Source organism: Nocardioides dilutus (genome assembly GCF_054779555.1).
In genome coordinates this window covers 845,764-870,949 of sequence record NZ_BAAGYA010000001.1, presented here as the reverse complement: position 1 = coordinate 870,949, position 25,186 = coordinate 845,764, and the positions used below count along the sequence as shown (strand labels likewise).

The following is a 25,186-nucleotide window of genomic DNA, read 5'->3' as shown; positions in this document are numbered from 1 at the left end:
ATCCGGCCCGCGAGGGTAGGGCCGTGTACACCGGCAACCCCCACGTCCCCGACGACCTCTTCGCCGACGTCCTCGACCAGGTCAGGCTCTTCGTCCGCTCCAAAGCGGTGCCGCGAGAGACCGAGATCATGGCCATCGACGCCGTCCCGGACGACCTGCGCCGTCAGGCTGCCGAGATGGGGTTGTTCGGGTACGCCGTGCCGCAGGAGTGGGGCGGGCTCGGACTCGACCTGGTCCAGGACGTCGAGCTCGCCATGGAGCTGGGCTACACGTCGCTGGCGCTGCGCTCCATGTTCGGGACCAACAACGGCATCGCGGGCCAGGTGCTCGTCGGATTCGGCACCGACGACCAGAAGGCCCGCTGGTTGCCCGGCATGGCCGCGGGCGAGGTCGTAGCCTCCTTCGCCCTGACCGAGCCGGGGGCGGGTTCCGACCCGGCCGGGCTGCGGACCACTGCGACCTGCGACGGCGACGGGTGGGTGCTGAGCGGCAGCAAGCGCTTCATCACCAACGCCACCGACGCCCACCTCTTCGTCACCTTCGCGCGGCTCGACCCGGCGCCGGAGACCCACGACGGCATCGCCGTCTTCCTGGTGCCAGCGGACCTCGAGGGCGTCGCGGTCGGGGTCAAGGACGCCAAGATGGGCCAGGAGGGCTCCCGCACGGCGGACGTGACCTTCGACGGCGTACGGATCGGGCCGGAGGCGCTGGTCGGTGGACGGCCCGAGATCGGCTATCGGGCGGCGATGACCTCACTCGCTCGCGGCCGCATCCACCTCGCCGGCGTGGCGGTAGGCGCCGCGCAGCGGGCCCTGGACGAGTCCGTCGCCTACGCGGCGTCTGCGACGCAGGGGGGTGCGCCGATCGGGAGCTTCCAGCTCGTCCAGGCCATGCTCGCCGACATGGCCACTGGGGTCATGGCCGGCCGGGCGATGGTCCGCGAGACGGCCCGGGCCTACCTCACCGGAGACGACCGCAGGATCGGACCCTCGGCGGCCAAGCTGTTCTGCACCGAGATGGCCGGTCGGGTGGCCGACCTGGCCGTGCAGGTCCACGGCGGCACGGGCTACATGCGCGAGGTGCCGGTCGAACGGATCTACCGAGACGTTCGCCTGCTGCGCCTCTACGAGGGCACCAGCGAGATCCAGCGGCTCATCATCGGCGGCGGCCTGGTCCGCCAAGCAGGGGCGCGCGCATGAGTGCGCTGCCCCTCGACGGGGTGCTGGTGGTGGCCCTCGAGCAGGCGGTCGCGGCGCCCTTGGCCACCCGCAACCTGGCCGACCTCGGGGCGCGGGTGGTCAAGGTCGAGCGCCCGGGTGGCGGTGACCTGGCCCGTGGCTACGACCGGCTGGTCCACGGCACGGGCGCGCACTTCGTGTGGCTCAACCGCGGCAAGCAGTCGATGGCCGTCGACCTCAAGGTCCCGGCCACCCGCGACGCGGTGCGGCGCCTGGTCGACCGTGCCGACGTCGTGGTGCAGAACCTCGCCCCCGGCGCCGCGCGCCGGCTCGGGCTGGACGCCGCGAGCCTGCGGGCCGACAGGCCCGAGCTGGTCGTCGGCAACATCACCGGGTACGGCGCCGGAGGGCCGATGCAGGACCGCAAGGCCTACGACATGCTCATCCAGGCCGAAGCCGGCCTGATCTCTCTCACGGGCACGCCGGAGACCGCCGTGAAGACGGGGATCCCCGCATCCGACATCGCCTCGGGCATGTACCTCGCGCAGGCGGTCCTCGCCGCGCTGCTGCGACGCTTCCGCACGGGCGAGGGGGCGACCGTCGACGTCAGCATGTTCGAGGCCACCGTCGAGTGGGTCAGCCACGCTCTCTACTCGCAGGTCGCCACGGGGGCCCAGCCGGGACGGATGGTGACCGGCCACGCCTCCATCGCGCCGTACGACGCCTACCCGACGGTCGACGGCGAGCTGCTCATCGGTGTGCAGTCCGAGTCCGGGTGGCTCGCCCTGACCCGGGTGCTCGGCATCGAGGACGCCGCGGCCGACCCTCGGTTCGCGACGAACGTCGACCGCGTGCGGCACCGAGACGCCTGCGATTCGCTGGTCGCCGCACGCACCAGGTCGTGGACGACCACCGACCTCGATGCGGCACTGGCGCGCGCCGGCGTCCCGGCCGCCCAGGTGCGGTCGATGGAACACGTCGTGGCGCACCCGCAGCTGCGCGAGCGCGACCGCTGGCGCACGGTCCGCACGGAGCACGCCCTCGTCCCTGCGCTCCTCCCGCCGGCGACGTTCGCCGACGTCGAGGCGGTCATGGGCGATGTCCCCGCCCTGGGGTCGCACACCGTCGACCTGCTGCTGGAGTCGGGCCTCGACCGCGCCGGGGTCGACGAGCTCGTCGCCAGCGGCGCCGCCGTCCAGGCAGCCGCGCCGTTCCCCGTCCTGCATGTCACCTGACCCCGAGCCGAACAGGAGAGAAACCGTGGACGCCTACGTCGCCGGAGGAGCCCGCACGCCGATCGGGCGCTACGGGGGTGCACTGGCCGGGCACCGCCCTGACGACCTGGCCGCGCTTGTCGTGGCAGAGACCGTGCGTCGCTCGGACGTCGACCCCGCCGGCCTAGACGAGGTCGTCCTCGGGGCCGTCAACCAAGCCGGCGAGGACAACCGCAACGTCGCCCGGATGGCGACGCTGCTGGCTGGGCTGCCCGAGACCGTGCCCGGCTACACCGTCAACCGGCTCTGCGCCTCGGGCCTGAGTGCCGTCGTAGCAGCCCGCCAGGCCATCGCGGCCGGCGACGCCGACCTGATGCTGGCGGGCGGGGTGGAGTCGATGACCCGGGCACCATGGGTCATGGAGAAGCCGGCCCGGGCCTGGGCGAAGCCCGGGGCCGCCTTCGACACCGCGATCGGGTGGCGCTTCCCCAACCCCCGCTTCGACCGGGAGACGACGCTGTCGATGCCGGAGACGGCCGAGCGGGTTGCCCGGCGGTGGGGGCTGCGCCGCGACGAGCTCGATGCGTTCGCGCTCGCCTCGCACCAGAAGGCGGTCGCGGCTCGCGACAGCGGTCGCTTCGACGCCGAGATCGTCGCGGTCGGTGACACCGACCGCGATGAGGGCCCGCGCGCAGACACCGACCTGGAGGCGCTGGCCCGCCTGCGCGCGGTCACCGGGCCCGACGGGGTCGTCACTGCGGGCAACTCCAGCTCCCTGAACGACGGGGCCGCCGCCCTGCTGGTGGCGTCGGAGCGGGGGCTCCGGAACCACGGACTCGAGCCGCGCGCTCGCATCGTCGCCGTCGCGAGCGCCGGGGTGGCGCCCGAGATCATGGGAACCGGGCCGGTGCCGGCCACGCGCAAGGCCCTCGCGAAGGCGGGGTGGACGGTCGACGACCTCGACGCGGTCGAGCTCAACGAGGCCTTCGCCTCGCAGGCTCTGGCCTGCATCCGCGAACTAGGACTCGACCCCGAGACCGTCAACGCCGACGGCGGCGCCATCGCGCTCGGCCACCCGTTGGGAGCCTCGGGCACCCGCATCCTGCTGACCTTGCTGGGCCGGCTCGAGCGCACCGGCGGCCGTCGCGGACTGGCCACTCTGTGCGTCGGCGTCGGCCAAGGTGTGTCGGTGCTGGTGGAGCGGTCGTGAGCGAGTCGGCCCTCCTCGTGGAGGAGCGCGACGACCGCGTCGTCGCGACGCTCGATCGTCCCGCAGTGCGCAACGCCATCGACCGCGCGACCGCGCAGGCGCTGCACCACCTCTGCGCCCGGCTCGAGCAGGCTCCCCGGACGCTCCTACTGACCGGGGCAGGCGGGCACTTCGCCGCGGGGGCAGACCTCACCCAGATGCGGGACCGCCGACGCGACGACGCCCTCCGGGGCATCAACTCCTCGGCCTTCGACCGCCTTCGGCGACTGCCGATGCCGACGATCGCGCTCATGGACGGCTACGCGCTCGGCGGCGGAGCCGAACTCGCCTATGCCTGCGACTTCCGAATCGCCACGCCCCGCGTCCGCATCGGCAACCCTGAAGCCGGGCTAGGGATCCTGGCCTCGGCCGCTGGCACCTGGCGGCTGCGCGAGCTCGTGCCGGAGAGCGTGGCCAAGGAGGTACTCCTGACCGGGCGGATCCTCGACGCCGACGCCGCCCTGGCCGTCGGGCTGGTCAGCGAGGTTGTCCAGCCGAATAGCCTCCTGGCCGCCGGGCATCGGTGGGCTGACCGGATCGCCGAGCAGGTGCCGCTCGCCGTCCGGCTGACCAAGGCGGTGTTCCACACTCCGCGCGAGGCCCACCCCTTCGTCGACGACCTGGCCCAGGCCGTTCTGTTCGAAACCGAGGAGAAGCACGAGCGGATGACCGCGTTCCTGGAGCGGAGAAGCAAGTCGTGACCGGCGTGGCCGGGACCGTCGGGGTCTACGGCGGAGGACGCATGGGCGCGGGAATCGCCCACGCCTTCGCGGTGGCGGGTCGGAAGGTCGTGGTGGTGGAGACCTCCGCGGCCACCGCGGCCGCTGCGCGCGCTCGGGTGGAGGCTGCGCTGCGACGGGCGGCGGAGCGCGGCACGCTCAGCGGCCCGGCCGACGCAGTCCTGGACCGGGTGGTGACGACTTCAGACCCCGCCGAGCTGAAGGACGCCGTCCTGGTCGTCGAGGCCGTGCCCGAGCACGCCGAGCTCAAGGCCACGGTGCTGGCCTCGGTAGAGCGCCACGCGCCGGGGGCATGGCTAGGGTCCAACACCTCCAGCCTGTCCATCGACGACCTGGCCGCGGGTCTGTCCCGCCCCGAGCGGCTGGTCGGGCTCCACTTCTTCAACCCGGTCCCGGTCAGCGAGCTGGTCGAGGTCGTCGTCGGGTCGGCCACGGCCGAGGAGCTGGTCGAGCTCGCGCGCTGCTGGGTCGGTGAGCTGGGGAAGACCGCGATCACCGTCCGCGACTCACCGGGCTTCGCGTCGTCCCGGCTCGGGGTCGTGCTCGCTCTCGAGGCGATGCGGATGCTCGAGGACGGCGTGGCCTCGGCGGCCGACATCGACACCGCGATGACGCTGGGCTACAAGCATCCAGTGGGGCCGCTGCGAACCACCGACATCGTGGGGCTCGACGTGCGGTTGGCCATCGCCGAGCACCTGGCACGCGAGCTTGGCGAGCGGTTCACCCCGCCGCAGGTGCTCCGGGACCTGGTGGCCGCAGGCCACCTGGGCCGCAAGACGCATCAGGGCTTCTACACATGGCCGTGACCGAGCCCGCAGCTGAGCCGGTGACAGGGCGGATCTGAGCTCCGCGTTGGCCTGCACGATTGGCGAGCCGGTCTGGTAGGCGAACATGTCGGGTTGCTCAGCGACGAACCGTGTCCCGGCGCCCTTGGGGCGCTTCCTGGGTTGGGGGGTGACGAACCCGCGGCGGGTCAGAACCCGCCAGATCGTCGAGACCGACGGCAACCGGTCGGTCCCCGCCATCTGCAGGTGGCTACGGAGGTCTCCGCACCGGCGTCCAGCCCCTGCTTGGACAGGTCCTTGCGCAGCCGGACGATCTGGTCCTCCAGATCCAGGCTGATCGCCCGCGGGTTCGAGTGCGGTCGTCGGGACCGGGGCTGGAAGGCTGCCTGGCCCTCGGCTTCGTAGCGTCTGACCAGCCGCTGAACCCAGTAGCGGGAGATGTTGTAGTCACGGGCGACCTCGCTCTTGGAGCGGCCCTCGACCTTGACCGACACGATGACCAACTCCGCGAGCGACATCCCGCACCACCGCCCAGGCCGACCCTTCGGGCACCGCTTGCCCTGGCGGCGCCAGCGGGTTCGTCCTGTGGGATGTCGACACCGAGCCCTACGGCGTCGACAACCTCGTCGACGAACGCGGCAACAACGACGGCTGGGCCTGCGCCAAGCCCATCTACGTCGTCACCGAGGACGACGGGACTCCCTTCCAGATCTACAACTTCATCGACAACAAGTTCCAGTCCTAGCTGCCGGGTGATCAGGCTCCCGCGCAGTCGAAGGTCGGCTCCAGCTGACTCGGCCCCGGGCCGGCGGGGTCCTCGCCTGCGAGGAGAGGCCCGAACAGGTAGGCGAGCGCATCCAGGTCGCACTGCGAGAACAGCGGGTCAGGTGCGCCGCCGATCCACTCGTAGCCCATGAGGTCCATGCTCTCGCGCAGGTTCGTGGCGTGCCCCAGGCCCAGGGCGTGCCCGAGCTCGTGGAGGGTCACGTAGAACAGGTACTCCGGCGTGTAGCCCTCCTCGGTGGCGAACTCCGAGCTGACGATGATGTTGCCGCAGCCGTTCGCGCCACAGATGGCGTAGCCGGCGAAGACCACGCCACCGGCGTGGGGGACGTAGTGCACCACGATGTCCGCGGCCTTCCGCGGCTGCCCGGTGACGTCGGTCAGCGTGATCTGGCCGTCGAAGCAGTCACGGAGGACCTCGTCCCAGGCGTCGATGGCATCCCGGACCGCGTCCACGTGCGGCTCGGAGACGTTGGGGGCGGCCTGCACGGCGACCGTCAGGTGGGTGTCCTCCCAGACGTACTTGTTGGGGTAGTAGTAGTTGAGGATCACCAACGCCTCGGCGTCGGACTCCGGCAGGGCGCAGTCCGCGCTCGCTGCCTGGGCGGTCGAGGTCGGCTTGGCGTCGGCCGTGGTGACGGCGAAGCCAAGGCTGCCCACAAGAGCAGCGAGCACGAGGATCACTCGTCTGAGTTGCATGGGGCGCTCCTGTCTCTGGCTCGAAGGAGCCCTGAGCAGGAGCACGGGCTCCAGGATCTGAAAAGGACGCTACGCCGAGTAGGCGGCCGTTGGTAGATACCTGGGGTCGCGGTGAGGCCGAGCTCGAGGACCTGCTGGTCGCGGAGCTCAGTCCGGCAGCCTCTCGCCGCGGGCTTCGACCAGGGTCGCGGGAGCGGTCAGCCGCCACGCCTCGAAGGTGAGCTCGGCGAGCTCGTCGCGCTCGACACGCTCGAGGTGGGCGACGACCCAGCCGAAGCCGTAGGCAGTGAACTGCACCTCGAAGACCTCGGGACGCTCGGCGACCAGGGCCTGTTGCTCGGCGATCGTCTGCTTGAGCCCGACGGTCCGGGTCGGCTCCCACAGGTAGGCGAAGGTGCGGCCCGAGACCGCGAACCTGCGGTAGCGGTCGTGGTCGGTCTCCACCACGTCCTCGAGCTGGTGGACCAGCTCGAGGAAGTCGGTGATGCCGGTCCCTCCCACCGCATGGACGCTAGTGGTTGCCTTCGCAGGTTCGGGTGGGCCGTACGGCAGGATGCCCGGCATGAGCCCGGTGAGGCCGGCCGACGCCCTGGCCCTGCACGACCTGGTGCACCGCTACGCGGCGTACGCCGACGAGCGGCGGCTCGACGACCTGGCGGGGCTCTTCGACGCCGACGGGGTGCTGGTCACCCCCGGCGGCACCCACGAGGGTCGCGAGGCGATCCGGCTGCACCTCTCCGCCCTGGACCGCGTCGAGGCCACCCAACACCTGGTCGCGGGCGAGGTCTTCGATGCGCGGAGCGAGGACTCGGCCACGGGCCGGGTGGTGGCGCAGGCCCACCACCGCACCGGTGGGCGAGACCACGTCTGGCACCTCGTCTACCGCGACGACTACGTGCGGCGCGACGGTCGCTGGCTGTTCCGGCGCCGCGCGATCGAGGTGCGCTGGACCGAGGAACGGACCTAGGAGTAGGCCGAGTCAGCTGGCAGCCCGCTGGGTCGCGCCGTGCCAGCGGGCGAACTCCTCGAGATAGGTCTCCGGGTCCTCGAGCATCAGCGCGTGCCGGCGGTCGTCGAGCACCCGGCCCGTCCAGTCGGGACGGCGGGCCAGCACCGCGCGGAGCACCTTGGCCGGCACCAGCGCGTCCCGGGTGCCGCCGAGCACCAGCGTGGGGGCCGTGATCCGGTCGATGGCTCGCCAGACCCGCCGCGGGTCGGTCCACAAGCCAGCGATCGAGCGGGTCGCGCTGCGCAGGGCGCGCCGCCGTGAACGGACCGTGGTGGCGTCGTCACCGCGGAAGTCGGCCGCCATCAGCTCGAGCAGAGTGCGGTCGACGCTGTCGGGGTCGGGGTAGATGAGCTTGAGCAGCTGCCGGTTGCGGTGCTCGGTCAGCTCGGGGCCGGCGATCCCGACCACGCCGAGGACGGCGGCGCTGAAGGTCGAGACAGCGACGGGCGCCATCCCGTCGACGGTCGCCCGCGCCGGGACCAGCAGGCCCAGGGGCGTCCGCGGCGGCAACGCGGGGGAGACCAGCACCAGGCGGTCGACCCGCTCGGGGTGCCGTGCGGCAAGCAGGACCCCAATGAGCCCGCCCATCGAGTTGCCGTGCAGGGTGAACCGGTCCCAGCCGAGGGCGTCCGCGACCTCGAGCACGAACTCGACGTAGCCGCGGACCGTCAGCGTGTCGTCGTCACGAGCCGTGGTGCGACCGAACCCGGGCAGGTCCACCGCGACGACCGGCCCGTGCTCCGCGAGACCGGCCATGATCTCCACCCAGGTGACCGACGAGCCGCCGAGCCCGTGGACGAGGAGCTGGGGCTCGCCGCCCGGAGTGCCGTCGGCCCGGAGGACCCGGACGGGGCGGCCGCCCACCTCCAGCTCCGTGTCGACGACTCCGGGCCAGGCGGACAGGCGCGTGCTCATGCGTCAAGAGTGCCCGGTCCAGGCACATCCCGTGACCAGACACCCAGAGGGCGCGTGGTCCTCGAGCCTCCAGCTGCTCCTAGCGCCACCTGAACGAGGCGAGGACGGAGGCCACCAACGCCGCGTAGGCCGCGGGGTCGGCGGCGTCGAAGGCCATCCGGACCTGGATCACCCGACCCTGGTGGTCCAGGCCGACGTCGTGCTGGATCTTCGTGTCTCCCTTCATGCGCCACTGGACGTAGTAGGCCGGCGCGCCGTCGAGGAGGACGTCGGGCTGACGCTCGATGATCGCGCCCTTAGGCAGGCTCCGGTTGTGGTAGCGCACCTGCTCGTCGAGGGACAGCTCGGTCGCGTAGTTCTCCCGGTCGCTGAGCGAGATGACCTGGGTGGTGGGCACGTGCCCGGCCGCCGAGGCATAGGTGACGATGTCGGGAATCCGCTCCCACTCCCCCGCGGGCGCGTTGACCTGCGAGGTCTCCTCCTTGAGCAACAGCCCGGAGGCCGGAACCACGGTCGGCTCGGTCGCGGTCGGCTCGGTCGCGGTGGGCTCGGTGGGGGTGGCCTCGCTGCTCACCGACCCGGTCGGAGCGGTCGGCTCGGAGGGAGACGGACCGGACGACGGCGGGTCGTCGCCACCGCAACCGGCGACGAGCAGGCCGACGGCGAGCCAGCCCACCACCCCGGACCTGACCGTCCTCGACGTTGCCGACACGACCGACTACCCCTTCGCCTCCGAGCCGACCCGAGTGGGACCGGCGGCGTGCGACCACCGTATCCAGACCCCCAGAATTTCCGTTGTTTGGCCGTCCATCGGCGCGGGTAGGCACCGATCGGCCACCGCATGAGACGAACCCTGGGAGGAGCTGCGTGTTCACCGCTGGAGATCTGCTTGCCTTCGGGTTCACCGACGACCTCGTCGACCGCATCATGCGGTTCCTCGACGACAGCGCCGCCGACCTCAGCGGCTCCAAGCCCGAGACCGTCGTCCAGGGCGCGTTCGGCGGGGCTCCGGCGAGCGTCACCTGCTCCGGCCACGCCGGCAGGGCGCGCCACCATGTCGTCGAGGCGATCAACGACATGGTCAACGGGCTCCAGGGCTACCACTCGTCGCTCGACGGCATGAGGCGCCGTGCCCACCAGGTCGACGACATCACCGAGAGCGACATCAACCGGCTGATCGTGCGCGCCGAGGACTGCGCGGCGACACCCAGCGTGGGCTCGCCGAGCCAGTGCGTCGCGCCGAGCAGTGCCTCAACAAGCGGTGCCGACTCGTGACCCGCGGGCCCCAGCAGCAGCGGCTGCGCGACTATCTCGCGAGCGCCAACCAGGACGAGCTACGCAGGGCTGCCCGGCAGTGGCATGAAGGCCAGCTCCTGCTCCAGTCGATCAGCGAGCAGCTCGACCGGATGTCCGGTGAGATGGCCACCAGCGACGACGAGGAGTTCCAGGGGAGGACCGCCGACGCGGCCCGGCTGTCGTTCGTCACCTCGTCGAAGGCGATGGCGGACAAGGCCACCCAGCTGAGGCAGGGCACCGGTGCCTTCGAGCAGTCCGCGGCCGCGCTGGACACCGCGATCGCCGAGCGCGACGCCCTGGCGCAGGGCGACGGGGCCCAGCCCCCCGTCCGACCCAGCACCCCGCCAGGCTCGACCGACCCCGCCGACGTGCGCGCGCAACGCGACTTCGACACCGCGAACGCGGCCTACTGGGAGAAGTACCACGCCGACGAGCGGCGCGCCGCGGACGCCATCACCGCACTCGACCAGTCACACACCGCGGCCGGCGAGGTGTTCAAGAGCATCCACGGTGAACCCGACCCCGTGGCTCCCTCCGGTGGCGGAGGTGTGGACTCGGGTGGTGGTGGCGGCGGCGTGTCCCCGCCGGTCGGTGGCGGTGGCGGCGGCCGGGACACCGACTTCGACCCGACCGACGGCACCGACCAACCGGACGACCACACCGACAACACCGACAACACCGACGACGACCCCGACACGACCCCTGACGGCACCACGGTCCCCCCTGGCACCGGAGGCCCGGTGTTCGGCGAGCCGACGGGGCCGACCGGGCCAAGCGGCCCCGTGGGCACCACGACTCCTGGTGTCGGGGCCGGGCCGGTTCCGACAGCCGGTCCAGCCGGTCCCAGCACGCCCATCGCGGGCGGCGTCGCCGCCGGGCTGGGGGTCGGCCTGGCCGGCGGGCTCGCTGGTGGCGTCGCGGGTGGGCTCGCCTTCCCCGGCACGGTGGTCGGCACGGGCGGAGCGGCCTCGGGCGGGCGTGGGATCGGCGCCGGCGGCCCCCGGGGCGCCGGGTCACCGGTCCTCGGCCGCGGCAGCGGCATCGCCGGGGTCGGCAACGGCGCCGGGACCGCCCGCGGCAATGCGCGCGGATCCGGACGCGCGGCTACCGGCGGCGCCACGGGCCGCGGCGCGGGGCGCAGCGGAGCACGTGGGGCGGCCGGCTCACGCGGGACGCTCGCCGGCGTCGGTGCCGCCGGCGGCGGCAGGTCAGACCGCCGCGGGGACAAGCGCCGCCCGGGCGAGGACCACGAGCTGTTCGACGACGGGCAGGACTGGCTCGACGACGAGGACGTCTACGACGGCGTGATCGACTGACTGGTCAGCGGCCGCACTCAGCGACGACGTTCAGCGGCGGCGAGTGGCGCCCCACAGGCCCACCCAGATCCCGACCACCGCTCCGCCCAGCCCGATCGCCTTCTGCGAGGCGCTCATCTGGTGGTGAACCGGCAGCCCGCCCAGCAGGTCGGCTGCGTCGGCGCCACCCGAGGCCAGGAACCAGCCACGGGTGTCCTTGCCGCGCACGGCGGCCTGCACGAGCAGGCCGCCGATCAGGAAGTCGCGGTAGCCCATCGACCGGAGGAGCAACCGGGCCGTGGGCTCGACCTCGCCCTTGTCGCCCCACATCCGGTTCGCCCTGAGCGGGTCGACCAGGAACGAGATGCCCGAGGCCAACCGGATGCTGCCCGCGACCAGCGCGGCGGTGTCCACTGCCATGGCGGGACTCTAGGGGTGGGACGTCCGGCGGCGCCTACTTCTGCGGCCACTCCTTGGCGACCAGCGTCAGCACGTCGTAGGTCGCGACCGGCTCGCCGGCGGCGTTGGTGACCAGGGCGTCCCAGCGGACCTCACCGTAGTCGGCGGTGGCCCGGGGCGTGATCTGCTTGACCGTCAGGGTCACCGCGATCGTGTCATCGGCCTTGACCGGGGTGAGGAAGCGGAGGTTGTCGACCCCGAAGTTGGCCAGGACCGGGCCCGGGTCAGGGTCGACGAAGAGCCCTGCGGCCAGCGAGACGATGAGGTAGCCGTGCGCGACGATGCCGCCGAAGAGCGGGTTGGCAGCGGCCGCCTCCGGGTCGGTGTGGGCGTAGAACGTGTCGCCGGTGAACTCCGCGAAGTGGTCGATGTCGGCCCGGGTCACCTGCCGCGGGGCTGATGCGATGGTGTCGCCGATCCTCATCTCCGCGAGGCTCTTGCGGAACGGGTGGACGCCGTCGTCGCGACGTCGTGAGCCCGTCGTCCACCGGCCGGTGATGGCGGTCATCAGGTCGGGCGAGGCCTGGACGGCGGTGCGCTGCATGTGGCCCAGCACCGCGCGTACGCCGCCCAGCTCCTCGCCGCCGCCGGCCCGTCCGGGGCCACCGTGGACCAGCATCGGCAGCGGTGAGCCGTGACCCGTCGACTCGGCCGCGTCATCGCGGTCGAGGACGTGGACCCGGCCGTGCCAGGGGGCGATGCCGAGGACCACGGAGCGGGCCACCTCGGGGTCGTGGGTGACGACGGACGCGACCAGCGACCCCTTGCCGCGGGCCGCCAGCTCGACTGCCTCCTCGACGGACTCGTAGGTCAGCACCGTGCTCACCGGCCCGAATGCCTCGACGTCGTGCGGCTCGACGGCTCCTGGGTGCGCGCGCAGCAGGACCGGACCGAGGAACGCACCGCGCTCGGCGTCCCCGTCGACCAGTCCTGGGTTGCCCGGGCGGTCCGGGTCGCCGTGCACGAGGTCGGCCGAGGCGCGCAGCGACTGGATCGCCTTGCGGACCTCCTCGCGCTGGTCGAGGCTCGCCAGCGCGCCCATCCGCACGTCGGGGTGGGCCGGCGTACCGACGGTCACCGCCGCCAGCCGGGCGACCAAAGCCTCGACGACGGTGTCCGCCATCGCGGCCGGCACGATCGCGCGCCGGATGGCCGTGCACTTCTGGCCGGCCTTGACGGTCATCTCGGTGACCACGCCCTTGACGAAGAGGTCGAGCTCGGGGTCGTCGGCGCTCACGTCGGGCCCGAGGATCGAGCAGTTGAGCGAGTCCGCCTCGACACCGAGGTGGACCCCGCCGTGCAACACCTGCGGGTGGTTGCGCAACAGGCCGGCGGTGTGGGCCGAGCCGGTGAAGGCCACCGAGTCCTGCACGGTGAGCTCGTCGAGCAGGCCACCGGCACCGCCCGCCAGCAGCTGGAGCGACCCCTCCGGCAGCAGGCCGGACTCGATGATCCGGCGGACGACCGCTTCGGTGAGGTACGCCGTCTGGCTGGCCGGCTTGACGATGCTGGGCAGGCCGGCGAGGAAGGCCGGCGCGAGCTTCTCGAGCATCCCCCAGACCGGGAAGTTGAAGGCATTGATCTGCACCGCCACACCCGGGCGCGAGGTGTAGACGTGCTGGCCGACGAAGGTGCCGCCCTTGCCGAGCTGCTCCAGCCCGCCGTCGAGGACGACCGTGTCGTTGGGCAGCTCGCGCACGCCCTTGCCCGCGAAGCCGAAGAGCGTGCCGAACCCGCCGTCGATGTCCACCGCCGAGTCGCGCCGCGTCGCGCCGGTGCGGAACGACAGCTCGTAGAACGCCTCCTTGTCGGCCATCAGCTGCTTGGCGAGCGCCTTGAGGATCCCGGCCCGCTCGTGGAAGGTCAGCGCCCTGATCGCGGGCCCGCCCACCGTCCTGGCATGGGCGACCATCGCGCCGAGGTCGAGCCCGGTCGAGGACAACCGGGCGACCTCCTCGCCGGTCGCGGCGTCCAGCAGCGGCTGGCCCTCGTCGGCGGCGGCGTACCACCGGCCGTTGGCGTAGCTCTCGAGCAGACGTGAGTTTTCGGACCCGGCCATGTGTGGCAGACTAATACCAGACCGATCGGTCAGTAAATCGGTCAGGACTGCATGCGGAGGACCGACCATGACGACCGCTCTGGACGAGGGCGAGCTGCAGCGGGAGTTCGACGACGTCATCGCGCGCAACGACCGCATCGAGCCCCGCGACTGGATGCCCGAGGGCTACCGCAAGACCCTGGTCCGCCAGATCGCCCAGCACGCCCACTCCGAGATCATCGGCATGCAGCCGGAGGGCAACTGGATCACCCGGGCACCGTCGCTGCGCCGCAAGGCGATCCTGCTGGCCAAGGTCCAGGACGAGGCCGGGCACGGGCTCTACCTCTACTCCGCCACCGAGACGCTCGGGGTCTCCCGTGGCGAGCTGACCGAGATGCTCATCGAGGGGCGCCAGAAGTACTCCTCGATCTTCAACTACCCCACGTTGTCGTACGCCGACGTCGGCACCATCGGCTGGCTGGTCGACGGCGCCGCGATCTGCAACCAGGTGCCGCTGTGCCGCACGTCGTACGGCCCCTACGGCCGGGCGATGATCCGGATCTGCAAGGAGGAGTCGTTCCACCAGCGGCAGGGCTTCGAGCTGCTGATGACGATGATGCGCGGCACCGACGAGCAGCGCGCGATGGTGCAGGAGTCGGTCGACCGGTTCTGGTGGCCGGCGCTGATGATGTTCGGCCCGCCCGACGCCGACTCCCCCAACACCGCGCAGTCGATGGCTTGGGGCATCAAGCGCAACACCAACGACGACCTGCGCCAGCGCTTCGTCGACATGACCGTGCCGCAGGCCGAGGCGCTCGGCGTGACGCTGCCCGACCCCGACCTGCGCTGGAACGAGGAGCGTGGCTCCTACGACTTCGGGCAGCCTGACTGGGAGGAGTTCATGCAGGTGGTCAAGGGCAACGGCCCGTGCAACCGGCAGCGGATCGCGCACCGGCGGCGCGCCCACGAGGACGGCGCGTGGGTGCGGGAAGCGGCCCTCGCGTTCGCCGCGAAGGGGGACTCATGACCGACCAGCGCGAGTGGCCGCTCTACGAGGTGTTCGTGCGCGGCAAGCGCGGGCTCAACCACGTGCACGTCGGCTCGCTGCACGCGGCCGACGACGCGATGGCGCTGCAGAACGCGCGCGACGTCTACACCCGCCGCAACGAGGGCGTCTCGATCTGGGTCGTCCGCGCCGACGCCATCGCGGCCTCCAGCCCGGACGAGAAGGACCCGCTGTTCGCACCCGCGGGCGACAAGGTCTACCGGCACCCCACCTTCTACTCCATCCCCGACGACGTCCCGCACATGTGACGGGACCAGTGACGGACACGGACATGGACCACGGAACCCCCGACCCCAGCCACGAGGACGGCAGCGTCTACGCCGACCTGCTGGGCAGCGACGACTCGCACTGGGCCTTCGGACACGATTTCGAAGACCCGCTCGCGGGCGTCGACACGACCGTCCCCGAGGGCCTCGACCCAGCCGAGCTGGCGGCCTACTGCCTCGCCCTCGGCGACGACGCCCTGGTGATGTCCAACCGGCTCGCGGAGTGGTGCAGCAACGCCCCGGACCTCGAGGACGACATCGCGCTGGCCAACATCGCCCTGGACCTGCTCGGCCAGTCCCGCCTCCTCCTCTCCCGGGCCGCGGCCGCCGACCCGTCGGTCGTGCCGGTGCTGCCGGAGGGCTCGCCGGTGCCCGCCGAGGACGCGCTCGCGTTCTTCCGCGAGGCCCATGACTTCCGCAACGTCCGCCTGGTCGAGGTCCCGAACGGCGACTTCGGCCACACCGTCGCCCGCCTGCTGCTGTTCGCGACCGCTCGGCTGGCGGCGTTCGAGGGTCTCTCCTCGCACGCCGACCCGGTCCTGGCGGCGATCGCCGCCAAGGGCGTCAAGGAGCTCGCCTACCACCGCGACTACGCCGCCCGCTGGTTCGTGACGCTGGCCCAGGGCACCGAGGAGTCGCGGCGCCGCGTGCTCGCCGGGCTGACCGACGTGTGGCCCTTCCACGCGGAGCTCGTCGACGCCTATGCCGCGGGCGCCGACACCGACGTCGTGCTGGACCAGGTCTTCGCGGCGGCCGAGGTGGATCGCCCGGAGGTCGGGCCGATGTCCGGCTCCGGCCACACCGAGGCGCTCTCCCGGATGCTGGCCGAGATGCAGGTCGTCGCCCGGGCGCACCCGATGGGGCAGTGGTGACCATGACGAGCACCGCCCACGCGATCGCCGCGTCGGTGACGGACCCCGAGATGCCGATGCTCACGCTCGAGGACCTCGGCGTCCTGCGCGACGTCCGGGAGGACGGGTCCGAGGTCGTCGTCACGATCACCCCGACCTACTCCGGGTGCCCGGCCATGGCGACGATGCGCGACGACCTGGTGCACCGCCTCCAGGACGCCGGCTATGACGCCCGGGTCGAGATCGCGCTCGCCCCGGCCTGGTCGAGCGACTGGATCACCCAGCGGGGTCGAGCGGCCCTGCGTGCCCACGGCCTGTCCGCTCCCGGGGCGGCCCCGCGGCGTACCGGCCCAGTCGCGCTCAACCTGCTGCCGACCCGGCGCGAGGTCAGCTGCCCCCGTTGCGGCAGCGCCGAGGTCTCGCTCATCTCGGAGTTCGGCCCGACCGCGTGCAAGGCGCTCTACCGCTGCTCCGCGTGCCTCGAGCCCTTCGAGCACGTGAAGGAGCACTGATGCCGGTGGTTGAGGTGCGAGCGGAGCGAGCCTCGAAACCAGCGTTCCACACCCTGACCGTCGCCGACGTCGAGGAGCTCGCCGACGACGCGGTGGCGGTCACCTTCGCGGTGCCCGACGACCTGCGCGATGACTACGCGTTCGTCCCGGGCCAGTCGCTGACCCTGCGCCGTTTCGTCGAGGGCCGCGAGGAGCGGCGGCAGTACTCGATCAGCGCCCCCGTCGGCTCGCCGCCACGGGTCGGCGTCCGGGAGATCCCGGGTGGGCTCTTCTCCCGCTGGCTGGTCCGGGAGCTCCGGCCCGGCGACGCGGTGGACGTCCAGACCCCCAGCGGACGCTTCTGCCCGGACCCGGTGTTGCTCGAGGGCGGCCGGCACCTCTGCATCGCGGCGGGGTCCGGTATCACGCCGATGCTGTCGGTGGTCTCGACCGTGCTCGGCAACGGCGGCGACGTCACCCTGCTCTACGGCAACCGGACCACGGGCTCAGTGATGTTCGCCGAGGAGCTGGCCGACCTCAAGAACCGGTACGGCCCGGACCTCCAGCTCGTCCACGTCCTGTCCCGGGAGCCGCGCGACGTCGAGCTGTTCTCGGGACGCCTCGACGCCGACCGGCTGCGGCGACTGCTGACCGTCCTCGCTCCCGCGGCGACGTTCGACCACGTGTGGATCTGCGGACCGCACGCGATGCTCGAGGACGCCCGCGCCGTGCTGGCCGAGCTCGGCGTCCTGGCCGAGCGGGTGCACTTCGAGCTCTTCTACGTCGACGCCCCGCCACCGGAGCTGCACCGGCCCGAGGCCCGGGCGACCGGCGAGACCACCGAGGTGACCATCGTCCTCGACGGGCTCACGACCACCGCGCCGCTCCCCCGGGACGTCCCGATCCTCGACGGCGCCCAGGCGACGCGGGCCGACCTGCCCTTCGCCTGCAAGGGCGGCGTGTGCGGCACCTGCCGGGCCAAGGTGACCGAGGGCGCGGTCGACATGCGCCGCAACTACGCGCTCGAGCACGCCGAGGTCGAGGCCGGCTTCGTGCTGACCTGCCAGTCCTTCCCGCTGGCCGACCCGGTCACCGTGGACTTCGACGCATGAGCCAGCACCACGTCCACGAGATGTGGGCCGCCGACGTGGCCAGCCGTGCGCTCGGCATGGACCTGGTCGAGGTCACCGAGGGCGCCGCCGTCGTCCGGATGGCTGTGCGCGACGACATGGTCAACGGCCACGGCATCGCCCATGGCGGACTGGTCGCCGCGCTCGCCGACAGCGCCTTCGCACTCGCCTGCAACTCGCACGGGGTGCCCACGGTCGCCGCGGGCTTCGACGTCTCGTTCCTCCGCCCGGCCCGGACCGGCGACGTCCTGACCGCGACCGCGGCCGAGCGGGTGCGCGACGGGCGCTCCGGCATCTGCGACGTCACGGTCCGCAACGGCGACGGTGCCGTCGTCGCGGAGTTCCGTGGCCGCAGCCGGGCAATGCCGCCCTCCTGAGAGGTTGCCTGGGCGGGTCGGGTAACAAGGTCCCATGCAGCAACGACGCCTCGGAGACCTGTCCGTCAGCGCGGTCGGCCTCGGCGCCATGCCGATGTCGGTGCGCCAGACCAACGACGAGGCGCAGGGGATCGCGACGATCCGCGCCGCCGTCGAGAGCGGGGTCACCCTCATCGACACTGCCGACGCCTACTGCCGCGACGAGAGCGAGTTCGGGCACAACGAGGTGCTGATCGCCAAGGCACTCGCCGTGGCCGGCGCGGGACCCGACGACGTGCTGGTCGCGACGAAGGGCGGCCACACCCGCACCGGAAGTGCCTGGACGCTCAACGGCCGGCCCGACTACCTGCGCGAGGCCTGCCTCGCCTCGGCCCGGCGCCTCGGCGTCGAGCAGATCGGGCTCTATCAGTTCCACCGCCCTGACCCGGCCGTCCCCTACGCCGACAGCATCGGCGCACTCAAGGGCCTGCTCGACGAAGGGCTCATCGCGCGAGCCGGGATCTCCAACGCCAGTCCCGCCCAGATCCGCGAGGCTCACGAGATCCTCGGCGTCGGCCTGGTCTCGGTCCAGAACCAGTACTCCCCGTCGTTCCGCTCCTCAGAGCCCGAGATCGACGTGTGCGAGGAGCTCGGTCTCGCGTTCCTGCCCTGGAGCCCGCTGGGCGGGATGGGCGGGGCGGCGGACCTGGGCGACCGTTTCGCCGCCTTCGGCCGGGTCGCCGCCAAGCACGGGGTGAGCCCGCAGCAGGTGGCGCTCGCGTGGGAGCTGGCCCGGTCCAGCACCGTCATCCCGATCCCCGGCGCCAGCCGCCCGGAGTCGGTCACGGACTCGACCGCGGCGGTCCACCTGCAGCTGGACGACGAGGACCTGGCTGCGCTGTCGTGAGCAGTGCCCAGGGCGGTCCTAGCGATGCAGCCCGTCGAAGGCCAGTGTCGCGATCGCCTCGGCCAGGTCGTGCGCGTCGATCCCCCGGCCGGGTATGTGCCACTCCACGAGCGAGTTGACCATCCCGAAGAGCAGCCGGCTCACCAGGTCGGGCGGCAGGTCGGTGCGCAGCGACCCCTCGGCGACGGCCGCCTGCACGAGAGCCGTGAGTCGGGCGTCGATGTGCCGGCGCCGGGCGAGGGCCTTGAGCTCGATGTCGCTGTTGCCCCGCACCCGCAGCAGCAGTGTCACCGCTGGCTGGTGGGCCACCAGCACCTCGACGCTCTGCCGGACGACCGACCGCAGGCGCTCGTAGGCCGAGGCGCCGGCCATCCCCTCGGCCACGGTGATCGCGGACTCGAGGCCCTCCAGTGCCTCGTCCAGCGCCTGCGACAACAGGTGCTCCTTGCTCGGCACGTGGTGGTAGATCGCGGACTTCGTCACCCCGAGCTCGGCGGCCAGGTCACCCATGCTGGTGCCGTCGTACCCATGCCGGTTGAAGAGGTCGATGGCGATCCGCAGCACGGCCGCCTGGTCGTGGCCCGGGCGGCCGCGGCGAGGCCCACCAGACACCGTCATGCCGCCCAGTCCACCACGGTCACGACGTGCTCGCCGCTGAGCCCTTTGAGCTCGACCTCTCGCTCCTCAGCAAGCACGATGTCCTCGCGCTCCTCCACGGCCTCGGCCACGCTCTCGCTGACCAGGATCTCGCCGCCCGACGCGATCCCCGCCACCCGCGCGGCCTGTGCGACGTTGCGGCCGAAGATGTCGTTGTCGCGGTGGACGACATCGCCGTAGTGGATGCCGATCCGGACGAGCACGGTCGCCTTGCCCCGACGACTGCCCTTGTCGAAGGCGCGCTGCACGGCGATTGCGCAGCGAACCGCGTCCTCGGGGGTCGGGAACGCGACCATGAAGCCGTCACCCTGGGTCTTGACCACCTGACCGTGGTGACGGTCGACCGCCGAGCGCACCGCCGAGTCGTGCCGGGCCAGCAGCCTGACCCACTCGCGGTCACCCAGCCGCTCGTTGAGCTCGGTCGAACCCTCGATGTCGGAGAACAGGATCGCGACGCGGCCGTCGGGTCCCGCCAGGGACATGAGCGCGGGCCGCTCGACCTGGGCCCAGCCGGCCAGGTCCTCGATCGAGGTGCGGATCGCCCCGCCGAAACCCTTCTCCCGGACCAGGTTGGCCGTCTCCCAGACGCCCTTCACGAACTCGTCGGCCGTCGGCACCAGCCGCTTCGGGGGGCGCTTCTTCCCGCTGGCGTCGAGGGCGGCAGCGAGCTTGGCCCGCAGCAGCCGCTGGGTACGCCGGCCCTTCAGCCAAAGCCCGGCGAGGACCAGCACCAGCGCGCCCTCGACAGACGCCGCGACGATCAGCAGCAGCGCGCCCGTGTCCACGGCTCGCATGGTGGCAGATCGCCAGAGAAGGGTCAGTCGCCGACGCCCAACGCGACCAGCAGCACGCTGAAGAACGCGACCGGCGCGAGGAGGGCGTGCACCGCGGCAGTCGGCCTGGCGAAGGACAGGACGTCCCGAGCTGCGGCGAGGTAGGCCCGCGCTCCGGTCGGGACCGTCACACCGGCTCGGACTGCCCGCGCCCGCCAGCCCTGGACCATCAGCGTGTCGCCGAGGGTGTTGACGACGACGAGCAGGGCGAACACGGCCCAGGCCAGCCAGGCGCGGTCGTCCCCCACGACGTACGCCGTCCACGCGGCGAGGGTCGAGACCGCCGCGACCAGGTGGAAGAGCACGAGCCGCGGGAGCGGGCGTCCGGAACGGACGAGGCCGGTGAGCATGGTGAGCCCGAGGGCGACCGTGACGACCAGCGCGGCGAGGGCGACCCGGGCGAGCACGTGGCGACCCTACTACGTTCGTAGTGCCCTGTCACTACTATTGTAGTGAAATGGCCGGCAACCGGGAGCGCTCACTCAGGGCCGCCGTCGAGCTCCTCGGCAGCGGCGGCATCCGGGCGCTCACCCACGGCCGGGTCGATGCGGCCGCCGGACTGCCGAGGGGCTCGACGTCCAACCACTTCCGCACCCGGGCGGCGCTCCTCGACGGAGTCCTGGCGTGGATGCTGGAGCAGCAGCTGCACGAGCTCGGGACCGCCCTGGACGTCGACAGCGTGGACGAGCTCGTCGACGCCCTCACCGCGTTGTTCGCACACATGACCGGCCCCGACCGGTCAGTGACGGGCGCCCGGATGGTCCTCATCGTCGAGGCCGCCCACGACCCACACCTCCGCGAGGTCCTCGCGACCGGCCGACGGACGGTCATCGACACGCTCGGCCCCACCCTGGAACGCCTCGGCGCCCCCGACCCGCAGCTCGCCGGCCAGGCCATCGCCGCCTGCCTGCAGGGGCTCTTCCTGCGAGAGCTCGGCGGCATCGACGAGCTCGACCCGCGGCCGGTCATCGACCTGGTCGTGCGGGCCGCCGTCGCCTCGACTTGAGCTGAACCGCGGTTGAACTCCTACCGTGGCCGGGTGACCACGACGCCGGCGCCGACCACGCCGCTCCTGGCGCCTGCCTACCGCTGGGCGACGATCGGCATGGTCAGCCTGATCTTCCTGTTCGCCTTCGAGGCGATGGCGGTCACCACGATCATGCCGACGGTCGCCGCCGACCTGGAGGGACGGGCGTGGTACTCGGCGACGTTCTCGGTGACCCTCGCCGCGAGCATCGTCGGGATGGTGTCGGCCGGCATCTGGGCGGACCGCCGCGGGCCGCGCGCGCCGATGGTCGCCTCGGCCGTCGTCTTCGGGGTCGGCCTGCTGGCCGCGGGGCTCGCCCCAGGCATCGAGGTGTTCGTCGCGGCCCGCTTCCTGCAGGGCCTCGGCGGCGGGGCGATGACCGTCGCTCTGTACGTGCTGGTCGCCCGGATCTACGCCCCCGTCGACCACCCCCGGATCTTCGGGGCGTTCGCCGCGGCCTGGGTCATCCCGTCGATGGTCGGGCCGACCATCGCCGGCGCGGTTGCCGAGACCGCCGGCTGGCGCTGGGTCTTCCTCGGTGTCGTCGGGCTGGCCGCGGGGGCCACGGCGATGCTGCGGCCGGCCCTGCGCGACGTCGCCGACCGCCCCGAGCCGTCGCCGGTGGCCTCCGTGCGCCGGCTGGCGCTGGCCGTGGTCGTGGCGGCGGGGGTCGTCTCGGTCGACCTCGCGGCGCGGGCCGACGGCCGCGCGGCGTACGCCCTGGCAGCGGCGGCGCTGCTCGTCGTCGTGGTCGCGGCCCGACCCCTCCTCCCCGCGCGGACGCTGCGTGCCGCCCGCGGGCTGCCGTCGGTCGTCGCCCTGCGCGGCATCATCTCCGCGGCGTTCTTCGCGACCGAGATCTACGTGCCCTACCTGCTCCAGGAGCACTACGGCCTCGCCCTCTGGCTGTCCGGAGCGGCGCTCACCGTGGGCGCGCTCGGGTGGGCCGGGGCGTCCCAGGCCCAGGCCCGGCTGGGCAGCAGGCTCGCGAACGCCGTCGCCCTGCGCATCGGCGCGCGGCTGCTCGTCGCCGGGATCGGGCTGGTCCTCGCCACCGCCGCGCTCGACCTGACCCCGTGGCTCGTCGGTGTCGCCTGGGTCGTGGCCGGCAGCGGGATGGGCCTGATGTACCCGCGGATCGGGATCCTCGTCCTCGAGTCCTCCACCGAGGACGAGCAGGGCGCCAACACCGCCGCCATGTCGATCGCCGACGCCGCCGGGGGCGCGACCGCGATCTCGCTGACCGGTCTGCTGTTCGCCGGCCTGGGCACGGCCGCCGACCTCGCGCCGTTCGTGGGCGTCTTCGTCATGACCTCGGCGCTCGCGCTGGTGGCAGTCCTCGTCTCACGGCGCAGCACTGCGGTTGGATGAGCCCCGTGAGCGACGGTCGGTTCAGTGCAGACGAGATCACCACGGCGTACGCCGCCATGCACGAGCGGGTGCAGGAGCACGCGACGTCGGGCAACTGGGACGACTTCGCGCTCAACTTCACCGAGGACGCCGAGTATGTCGAGCACGCGTTCGGCACCTTCCGCGGCCGCGACGCCATCCGGGAGTGGTCGGTGCGGACGATGACGTCGTTCCCGGGCGGGGTGATGACCGGGTTCCCGCTCGCGTGGTCGGTCGTGGACGTTCCGACCTCGCGCCTCATCTGCGAGGTGCGCAACCTGATGCCCGACCCGGGTGACGGCTCGCACCACGAGGAGTCCAACCTGACGATCATGACCTACGCCGGCGACGGCCTCTTCAGCCGAGAGGAGGACGTCTACAACCCCTTGCGGTTCATGAAGATGTCGCTGCGCTGGGCCCGGATCGCCGAGGCACACGGCAACCTGTCCGAGGAGGGCAGGGCGTACGTCGCGCAGTTCGGCGGGTGAGCCTTGACCCCGTCTGACAGGCTCAGCCCATGAGGAGCGCGGCCAAGCGGGTGGTGCTCGAGGTGGTCGGCTGGGTGCTCGTGCTGGCGGGCATCGCCGCGCTGGTGCTGCCGGGCCCAGGCCTGCTGCTCCTGGCCGCCGGGCTGTTCGTGCTGAGCCAGCAGTACGAGTGGGCGGAGCGACGCGTCGACCCGATCCTGGACCGCGCCATGATCGGCGCGGCCATCGGGGTCGAAGCGCTGTGGAAGGTCGCGCTGTCGGTGCTGTTCGCACTGGGGCTTGCTGCCTGTGGCGTGCTCTGGATCAAGTCGCCACCGGTCCCCGACTGGTGGCCCTTCGCCGAGTCGTGGTGGCTGCCCGGGGGCGCGGCCACCGGGATCACCCAGGTGGCCTCGGCGATCATCGCGCTCGGCCTGATCGTCTGGAGCTACCGCCGGTTCCACGGCAGGCCCGATCGGGTGCAGGAGCTGAAGGAGCGGGCGGCGGCCCGCGCCGGCTGAAGCCAGGCGTCCTCAGCGCACCCGGGCGCTCTCGACCAGGGCGCTGAGCTCGGCCACGACCTCGTCGAGGGGTTGCGAGTCCCGCGAGGCACGGGCGAGGGCCACGGCTCCCTCGGTCGCCGCGACGACGGTCCGCGCCAGCCGGCCGGCGCGCCTGGCCGGCACCCCGGAGGCGCGCAGCGCCTTGGTCAGGGCGTCGTGCCAGTCGGCGAAGACCTCGCGGGCGACCTCGTGGTGGCGGGGGTCGGTGGCGACGGCGGCCGCGACGACCGGACATCCGGCGGCGTAGTCACTGGACTCCAGGACCCGCCGCCACCGGTCGGCGAAGACGCTAAGCACCGCGTCGGTGCCCTGGGTCGGCGCCTCCCGGATGAGCCGGGTGACCTGGTCGCCGACCAGGCGGACGGCTTCGTCGACCAGCTGGGCCTTGCCGTCGGGGAAGTGGTGGTAGGTCGAGCCGAGGGGCACCCCGGCCTGGATCGCCAGGTCGCGCAGGCTCATCGCGTCGACGCCGCCAGCCGAGATGACCTTGGCCGCACCCACCACCATCCGGTGCCGGGTGTCGGCCCGGCGCCCGACCGCCCCGGCGGCGGGACCGGGGACGGGCTCAGCGGTGTCAGTGGTCACAGGACAACTCTATTGCGCGTTCTATGACACCCGTCATAACCTCGCCGCATGACGATCTATGACACTCGTAATAATGCGGTGCTCCCCCGGCCGCTGACGGTCGTCGCCGACGACGGCCGCGAGCTGCGCGCCACCCGCTTCGAGCCGGTCACCGAGGCCCGCGGCGCCGTGCTCCTGGCCCCGGCGATGGCCACGCCGGCCGCCTTCTACGCGGCGTTCGCGACCTGGCTCGCCGAGTCCGGCTTCCACGTCCTGACCTTCGACTACCGCGGCACCGCGAGCGTCGAGGAGATGAGGGCCGAACGCGGCGACGTGCTCCGCTGGGCCGGCGACGCAGCCAGCGCGCTGGAGGCCCTGCTGGACGAGGGCCTCGGCCTGCCGGTCACCTGGGTCGGCCACAGCCTGGGCGGCCAGCTGCTGCCGTTCGCCCGGCACGACCTCCTCGACCGGGCGCTGATGATCGCCGCCGGCTCCGGCTACTGGCGCTACAACCAGCCGTCCATCCGCCGGCGGGCTCCGCTGTTCTTCCGGGCGATCGCACCGCTGGCGATGCGCGCCGCCGGCTACTACCCCGGCCGTCGGCTGGGGATGCTCGGCGACGCACCGTCGGAGGCCATGCGCCAGTGGTCGCGGTGGTGCCTCAGCCCCGACTACTACGGCGTCGACGTACCCGACCTGGACCGCCGGCTGGCGGAGCTGGCCGTGCCGATCGCCGCGGTCTCCTTCACCGACGACGAGCTGCTGAGCGCGCGCAGCCACCTCGCCCTCGAGGAGATGTACGCCGCGGCGCCGGTCGAGGCCCACCGCCTGGCGCCGGCCGACCTCGGCCTGGAGCGGATCGGTCACCACGGCTTCTTCCGGGCACACCTGCAGCCGAGCTGGGACGCCGTCGTGCTGCCGCACCTCGCGACGCGCTGAGCCCTGGTTCCGTCGGTCCT

31 protein-coding genes are annotated in these 25,186 nt (G+C 72.4%); 20 read left to right on the top strand and 11 right to left on the bottom strand.

Annotated elements, in window-relative coordinates; all coding sequences use genetic code 11:
• Window positions 1-23 precede the first annotated feature (23 nt).
• The 5 genes from ACYVC6_RS04305 to ACYVC6_RS04285 are packed head-to-tail and all read left to right on the top strand — an operon-like array spanning window position 24 to window position 5,187.
• Window positions 24-1,199 (top strand): acyl-CoA dehydrogenase family protein, encoded by a 1,176-nt coding sequence (locus ACYVC6_RS04305; RefSeq protein WP_460711318.1) that lies wholly within the window; start codon window positions 24-26, stop codon window positions 1,197-1,199.
• Window positions 1,196-2,413, top strand: coding sequence for a CaiB/BaiF CoA transferase family protein (locus ACYVC6_RS04300; RefSeq protein WP_460711316.1), 1,218 nt, complete (start codon window positions 1,196-1,198; stop codon window positions 2,411-2,413). Before ACYVC6_RS04305 ends, ACYVC6_RS04300 begins: the two co-directional genes overlap by 4 nt.
• Window positions 2,414-2,438: 25 nt before the next feature.
• Entirely contained in the window at window positions 2,439-3,602 is a 1,164-nt protein-coding gene (locus ACYVC6_RS04295; protein WP_460711314.1) for a thiolase family protein, read from the top strand.
• Window positions 3,599-4,342: an enoyl-CoA hydratase/isomerase family protein gene (locus tag ACYVC6_RS04290; RefSeq protein ID WP_460711312.1), complete on the top strand. Its 744-nt coding sequence runs from the start codon at window positions 3,599-3,601 to the stop codon at window positions 4,340-4,342. Before ACYVC6_RS04295 ends, ACYVC6_RS04290 begins: the two co-directional genes overlap by 4 nt.
• Window positions 4,339-5,187: a 3-hydroxyacyl-CoA dehydrogenase family protein gene (locus ACYVC6_RS04285; RefSeq protein WP_460711310.1), complete on the top strand. Its 849-nt coding sequence runs from the start codon at window positions 4,339-4,341 to the stop codon at window positions 5,185-5,187. Before ACYVC6_RS04290 ends, ACYVC6_RS04285 begins: the two co-directional genes overlap by 4 nt.
• A gap of 167 nt (window positions 5,188-5,354) precedes the next feature.
• On the opposite strand, the gene ACYVC6_RS04280 is transcribed toward ACYVC6_RS04285, so the two are convergent.
• The 3 genes from ACYVC6_RS04280 to ACYVC6_RS04270 form a co-directional block, all read right to left on the bottom strand.
• Window positions 5,355-5,684: a helix-turn-helix domain-containing protein gene (locus ACYVC6_RS04280; RefSeq protein ID WP_460711308.1), complete on the bottom strand. Its 330-nt coding sequence runs from the start codon at window positions 5,682-5,684 to the stop codon at window positions 5,355-5,357.
• A 238-nt stretch (window positions 5,685-5,922) separates the two neighbouring features.
• Window positions 5,923-6,648, bottom strand: a complete 726-nt coding sequence (locus ACYVC6_RS04275) for a matrixin family metalloprotease (protein WP_460711306.1) — start codon at window positions 6,646-6,648, stop codon at window positions 5,923-5,925.
• Window positions 6,649-6,795: 147 nt separating this feature from the next.
• Entirely contained in the window at window positions 6,796-7,149 is a 354-nt protein-coding gene (locus ACYVC6_RS04270; RefSeq protein WP_460711304.1) for an MmcQ/YjbR family DNA-binding protein, read from the bottom strand.
• A gap of 61 nt (window positions 7,150-7,210) precedes the next feature.
• Here ACYVC6_RS04270 and ACYVC6_RS04265 point away from each other — a divergent pair, with 61 nt between their 5' ends.
• Window positions 7,211-7,615, top strand: a complete 405-nt coding sequence (locus ACYVC6_RS04265; RefSeq protein WP_460711302.1) for a nuclear transport factor 2 family protein — start codon at window positions 7,211-7,213, stop codon at window positions 7,613-7,615.
• Window positions 7,616-7,627: 12 nt separating this feature from the next.
• Here ACYVC6_RS04265 and ACYVC6_RS04260 read toward each other — a convergent pair whose 3' ends face one another.
• Window positions 7,628-8,572 carry an alpha/beta fold hydrolase gene (locus ACYVC6_RS04260; RefSeq protein WP_460711300.1) on the bottom strand — a complete coding sequence of 315 codons (945 nt, stop codon included), beginning with the start codon at window positions 8,570-8,572 and terminating at the stop codon, window positions 7,628-7,630.
• A 79-nt stretch (window positions 8,573-8,651) separates the two neighbouring features.
• A complete protein-coding gene (locus tag ACYVC6_RS04255) occupies window positions 8,652-9,284 on the bottom strand; it encodes a hypothetical protein (RefSeq protein WP_460711298.1) in 633 nt (210 codons plus the stop codon).
• A gap of 155 nt (window positions 9,285-9,439) precedes the next feature.
• On the opposite strand from ACYVC6_RS04255, the gene ACYVC6_RS04250 reads away from it, so the two are divergent.
• Both ACYVC6_RS04250 and ACYVC6_RS04245 read left to right on the top strand, forming a co-directional pair.
• On the top strand, window positions 9,440-9,847 hold the full coding sequence (locus tag ACYVC6_RS04250) for a hypothetical protein (RefSeq protein ID WP_460711296.1): 408 nt from the start codon (window positions 9,440-9,442) through the stop codon (window positions 9,845-9,847).
• Window positions 9,844-11,184 (top strand): hypothetical protein, encoded by a 1,341-nt coding sequence (locus ACYVC6_RS04245; RefSeq protein WP_460711294.1) that lies wholly within the window; start codon window positions 9,844-9,846, stop codon window positions 11,182-11,184. Before ACYVC6_RS04250 ends, ACYVC6_RS04245 begins: the two co-directional genes overlap by 4 nt.
• A 30-nt stretch (window positions 11,185-11,214) precedes the next feature.
• Here the strand turns inward: ACYVC6_RS04245 and ACYVC6_RS04240 are convergent, their stop codons facing one another.
• Window positions 11,215-11,583, bottom strand: coding sequence for a DUF4267 domain-containing protein (locus ACYVC6_RS04240; protein WP_460711293.1), 369 nt, complete (start codon window positions 11,581-11,583; stop codon window positions 11,215-11,217).
• Window positions 11,584-11,617: 34 nt separating this feature from the next.
• Window positions 11,618-13,681, bottom strand: a complete 2,064-nt coding sequence (gene paaZ, locus ACYVC6_RS04235; RefSeq protein WP_460711291.1) for a phenylacetic acid degradation bifunctional protein PaaZ — start codon at window positions 13,679-13,681, stop codon at window positions 11,618-11,620.
• Window positions 13,682-13,748: 67 nt separating this feature from the next.
• On the opposite strand from paaZ, the gene paaA reads away from it, so the two are divergent.
• The 7 genes from paaA to ACYVC6_RS04200 are packed head-to-tail and all read left to right on the top strand — an operon-like array spanning window position 13,749 to window position 18,727.
• Window positions 13,749-14,687, top strand: a complete 939-nt coding sequence (paaA, locus tag ACYVC6_RS04230; RefSeq protein ID WP_460711289.1) for a 1,2-phenylacetyl-CoA epoxidase subunit PaaA — start codon at window positions 13,749-13,751, stop codon at window positions 14,685-14,687.
• Entirely contained in the window at window positions 14,684-14,974 is a 291-nt protein-coding gene (paaB, locus tag ACYVC6_RS04225; RefSeq protein WP_460711287.1) for a 1,2-phenylacetyl-CoA epoxidase subunit PaaB, read from the top strand. Before paaA ends, paaB begins: the two co-directional genes overlap by 4 nt.
• 23 nt (window positions 14,975-14,997) lie before the next feature.
• Window positions 14,998-15,864 (top strand): 1,2-phenylacetyl-CoA epoxidase subunit PaaC, encoded by an 867-nt coding sequence (gene paaC / locus ACYVC6_RS04220; protein ID WP_460711285.1) that lies wholly within the window; start codon window positions 14,998-15,000, stop codon window positions 15,862-15,864.
• A gap of 2 nt (window positions 15,865-15,866) precedes the next feature.
• Window positions 15,867-16,355, top strand: a complete 489-nt coding sequence (paaD, locus tag ACYVC6_RS04215; protein ID WP_460711283.1) for a 1,2-phenylacetyl-CoA epoxidase subunit PaaD — start codon at window positions 15,867-15,869, stop codon at window positions 16,353-16,355.
• Window positions 16,355-17,446 (top strand): 1,2-phenylacetyl-CoA epoxidase subunit PaaE, encoded by a 1,092-nt coding sequence (paaE, locus tag ACYVC6_RS04210; RefSeq protein WP_460711281.1) that lies wholly within the window; start codon window positions 16,355-16,357, stop codon window positions 17,444-17,446. Before paaD ends, paaE begins: the two co-directional genes overlap by 1 nt.
• A complete protein-coding gene (gene paaI, locus ACYVC6_RS04205; protein WP_460711279.1) occupies window positions 17,443-17,841 on the top strand; it encodes a hydroxyphenylacetyl-CoA thioesterase PaaI in 399 nt (132 codons plus the stop codon). Before paaE ends, paaI begins: the two co-directional genes overlap by 4 nt.
• 34 nt (window positions 17,842-17,875) lie before the next feature.
• Complete coding sequence (locus ACYVC6_RS04200; protein ID WP_460711277.1) at window positions 17,876-18,727, top strand: aldo/keto reductase; 852 nt, start codon at window positions 17,876-17,878, stop codon at window positions 18,725-18,727.
• Window positions 18,728-18,745: 18 nt separating this feature from the next.
• On the opposite strand, the gene ACYVC6_RS04195 is transcribed toward ACYVC6_RS04200, so the two are convergent.
• Genes ACYVC6_RS04195 through ACYVC6_RS04185 form a run of 3 tightly spaced genes read right to left on the bottom strand, consistent with a single transcriptional unit; the run spans window position 18,746 to window position 20,624 of the window.
• Window positions 18,746-19,345, bottom strand: a complete 600-nt coding sequence (locus ACYVC6_RS04195; RefSeq protein ID WP_460711275.1) for a TetR/AcrR family transcriptional regulator — start codon at window positions 19,343-19,345, stop codon at window positions 18,746-18,748.
• Complete coding sequence (locus tag ACYVC6_RS04190; protein ID WP_460711273.1) at window positions 19,342-20,169, bottom strand: adenylate/guanylate cyclase domain-containing protein; 828 nt, start codon at window positions 20,167-20,169, stop codon at window positions 19,342-19,344. The genes ACYVC6_RS04195 and ACYVC6_RS04190 overlap by 4 nt, the downstream gene beginning before the upstream one ends.
• Before the next feature lie 32 nt (window positions 20,170-20,201).
• Window positions 20,202-20,624, bottom strand: coding sequence for a hypothetical protein (locus ACYVC6_RS04185; protein ID WP_460711271.1), 423 nt, complete (start codon window positions 20,622-20,624; stop codon window positions 20,202-20,204).
• A 50-nt stretch (window positions 20,625-20,674) separates the two neighbouring features.
• On the opposite strand from ACYVC6_RS04185, the gene ACYVC6_RS04180 reads away from it, so the two are divergent.
• Genes ACYVC6_RS04180 through ACYVC6_RS04165 form a run of 4 tightly spaced genes read left to right on the top strand, consistent with a single transcriptional unit; the run spans window position 20,675 to window position 23,621 of the window.
• On the top strand, window positions 20,675-21,223 hold the full coding sequence (locus ACYVC6_RS04180) for a TetR/AcrR family transcriptional regulator (RefSeq protein ID WP_460711269.1): 549 nt from the start codon (window positions 20,675-20,677) through the stop codon (window positions 21,221-21,223).
• 33 nt (window positions 21,224-21,256) lie between these two features.
• A complete protein-coding gene (locus tag ACYVC6_RS04175; RefSeq protein WP_460711267.1) occupies window positions 21,257-22,615 on the top strand; it encodes an MFS transporter in 1,359 nt (452 codons plus the stop codon).
• 5 nt (window positions 22,616-22,620) lie between these two features.
• Complete coding sequence (locus tag ACYVC6_RS04170) at window positions 22,621-23,121, top strand: nuclear transport factor 2-like protein (protein WP_460711265.1); 501 nt, start codon at window positions 22,621-22,623, stop codon at window positions 23,119-23,121.
• A 29-nt stretch (window positions 23,122-23,150) separates the two neighbouring features.
• Window positions 23,151-23,621 carry a PGPGW domain-containing protein gene (locus ACYVC6_RS04165; RefSeq protein ID WP_460711263.1) on the top strand — a complete coding sequence of 157 codons (471 nt, stop codon included), beginning with the start codon at window positions 23,151-23,153 and terminating at the stop codon, window positions 23,619-23,621.
• Window positions 23,622-23,633: 12 nt separating this feature from the next.
• Here ACYVC6_RS04165 and ACYVC6_RS04160 read toward each other — a convergent pair whose 3' ends face one another.
• Window positions 23,634-24,248, bottom strand: a complete 615-nt coding sequence (locus ACYVC6_RS04160) for a TetR/AcrR family transcriptional regulator (RefSeq protein WP_460711261.1) — start codon at window positions 24,246-24,248, stop codon at window positions 23,634-23,636.
• A 48-nt stretch (window positions 24,249-24,296) separates the two neighbouring features.
• Between ACYVC6_RS04160 and ACYVC6_RS04155 the strand changes: the two genes are divergently transcribed.
• The gene (locus ACYVC6_RS04155) at window positions 24,297-25,166 is read left to right on the top strand and encodes an alpha/beta hydrolase family protein (RefSeq protein WP_460711259.1); all 870 of its coding nucleotides are present in this window, start codon (window positions 24,297-24,299) and stop codon (window positions 25,164-25,166) included.
• Window positions 25,167-25,186 lie beyond the last annotated feature (20 nt).

What these genes read in the sequence shown, in the direction of transcription:
- ACYVC6_RS04300 (WP_460711316.1), top strand. Translation starts at nt 1,196, where the DNA reads ATGAGTGCGCTGCCCCTCGACGGGGTGCTGGTGGTGGCCCTCGAGCAG.
- ACYVC6_RS04280 (WP_460711308.1), bottom strand. Translation starts at nt 5,684, where the DNA reads ATGTCGCTCGCGGAGTTGGTCATCGTGTCGGTCAAGGTCGAGGGCCGC.
- ACYVC6_RS04275 (WP_460711306.1), bottom strand. Translation starts at nt 6,648, where the DNA reads ATGCAACTCAGACGAGTGATCCTCGTGCTCGCTGCTCTTGTGGGCAGC.
- ACYVC6_RS04265 (WP_460711302.1), top strand. Translation starts at nt 7,211, where the DNA reads ATGAGCCCGGTGAGGCCGGCCGACGCCCTGGCCCTGCACGACCTGGTG.
- ACYVC6_RS04260 (WP_460711300.1), bottom strand. Translation starts at nt 8,572, where the DNA reads ATGAGCACGCGCCTGTCCGCCTGGCCCGGAGTCGTCGACACGGAGCTG.
- ACYVC6_RS04240 (WP_460711293.1), bottom strand. Translation starts at nt 11,583, where the DNA reads ATGGCAGTGGACACCGCCGCGCTGGTCGCGGGCAGCATCCGGTTGGCC.
- paaZ (WP_460711291.1), bottom strand. Translation starts at nt 13,681, where the DNA reads ATGGCCGGGTCCGAAAACTCACGTCTGCTCGAGAGCTACGCCAACGGC.
- paaA (WP_460711289.1), top strand. Translation starts at nt 13,749, where the DNA reads ATGACGACCGCTCTGGACGAGGGCGAGCTGCAGCGGGAGTTCGACGAC.
- paaB (WP_460711287.1), top strand. Translation starts at nt 14,684, where the DNA reads ATGACCGACCAGCGCGAGTGGCCGCTCTACGAGGTGTTCGTGCGCGGC.
- paaC (WP_460711285.1), top strand. Translation starts at nt 14,998, where the DNA reads ATGGACCACGGAACCCCCGACCCCAGCCACGAGGACGGCAGCGTCTAC.
- paaD (WP_460711283.1), top strand. Translation starts at nt 15,867, where the DNA reads ATGACGAGCACCGCCCACGCGATCGCCGCGTCGGTGACGGACCCCGAG.
- paaE (WP_460711281.1), top strand. Translation starts at nt 16,355, where the DNA reads ATGCCGGTGGTTGAGGTGCGAGCGGAGCGAGCCTCGAAACCAGCGTTC.
- paaI (WP_460711279.1), top strand. Translation starts at nt 17,443, where the DNA reads ATGAGCCAGCACCACGTCCACGAGATGTGGGCCGCCGACGTGGCCAGC.
- ACYVC6_RS04200 (WP_460711277.1), top strand. Translation starts at nt 17,876, where the DNA reads ATGCAGCAACGACGCCTCGGAGACCTGTCCGTCAGCGCGGTCGGCCTC.
- ACYVC6_RS04195 (WP_460711275.1), bottom strand. Translation starts at nt 19,345, where the DNA reads ATGACGGTGTCTGGTGGGCCTCGCCGCGGCCGCCCGGGCCACGACCAG.
- ACYVC6_RS04180 (WP_460711269.1), top strand. Translation starts at nt 20,675, where the DNA reads ATGGCCGGCAACCGGGAGCGCTCACTCAGGGCCGCCGTCGAGCTCCTC.
- ACYVC6_RS04165 (WP_460711263.1), top strand. Translation starts at nt 23,151, where the DNA reads ATGAGGAGCGCGGCCAAGCGGGTGGTGCTCGAGGTGGTCGGCTGGGTG.
- ACYVC6_RS04155 (WP_460711259.1), top strand. Translation starts at nt 24,297, where the DNA reads ATGACGATCTATGACACTCGTAATAATGCGGTGCTCCCCCGGCCGCTG.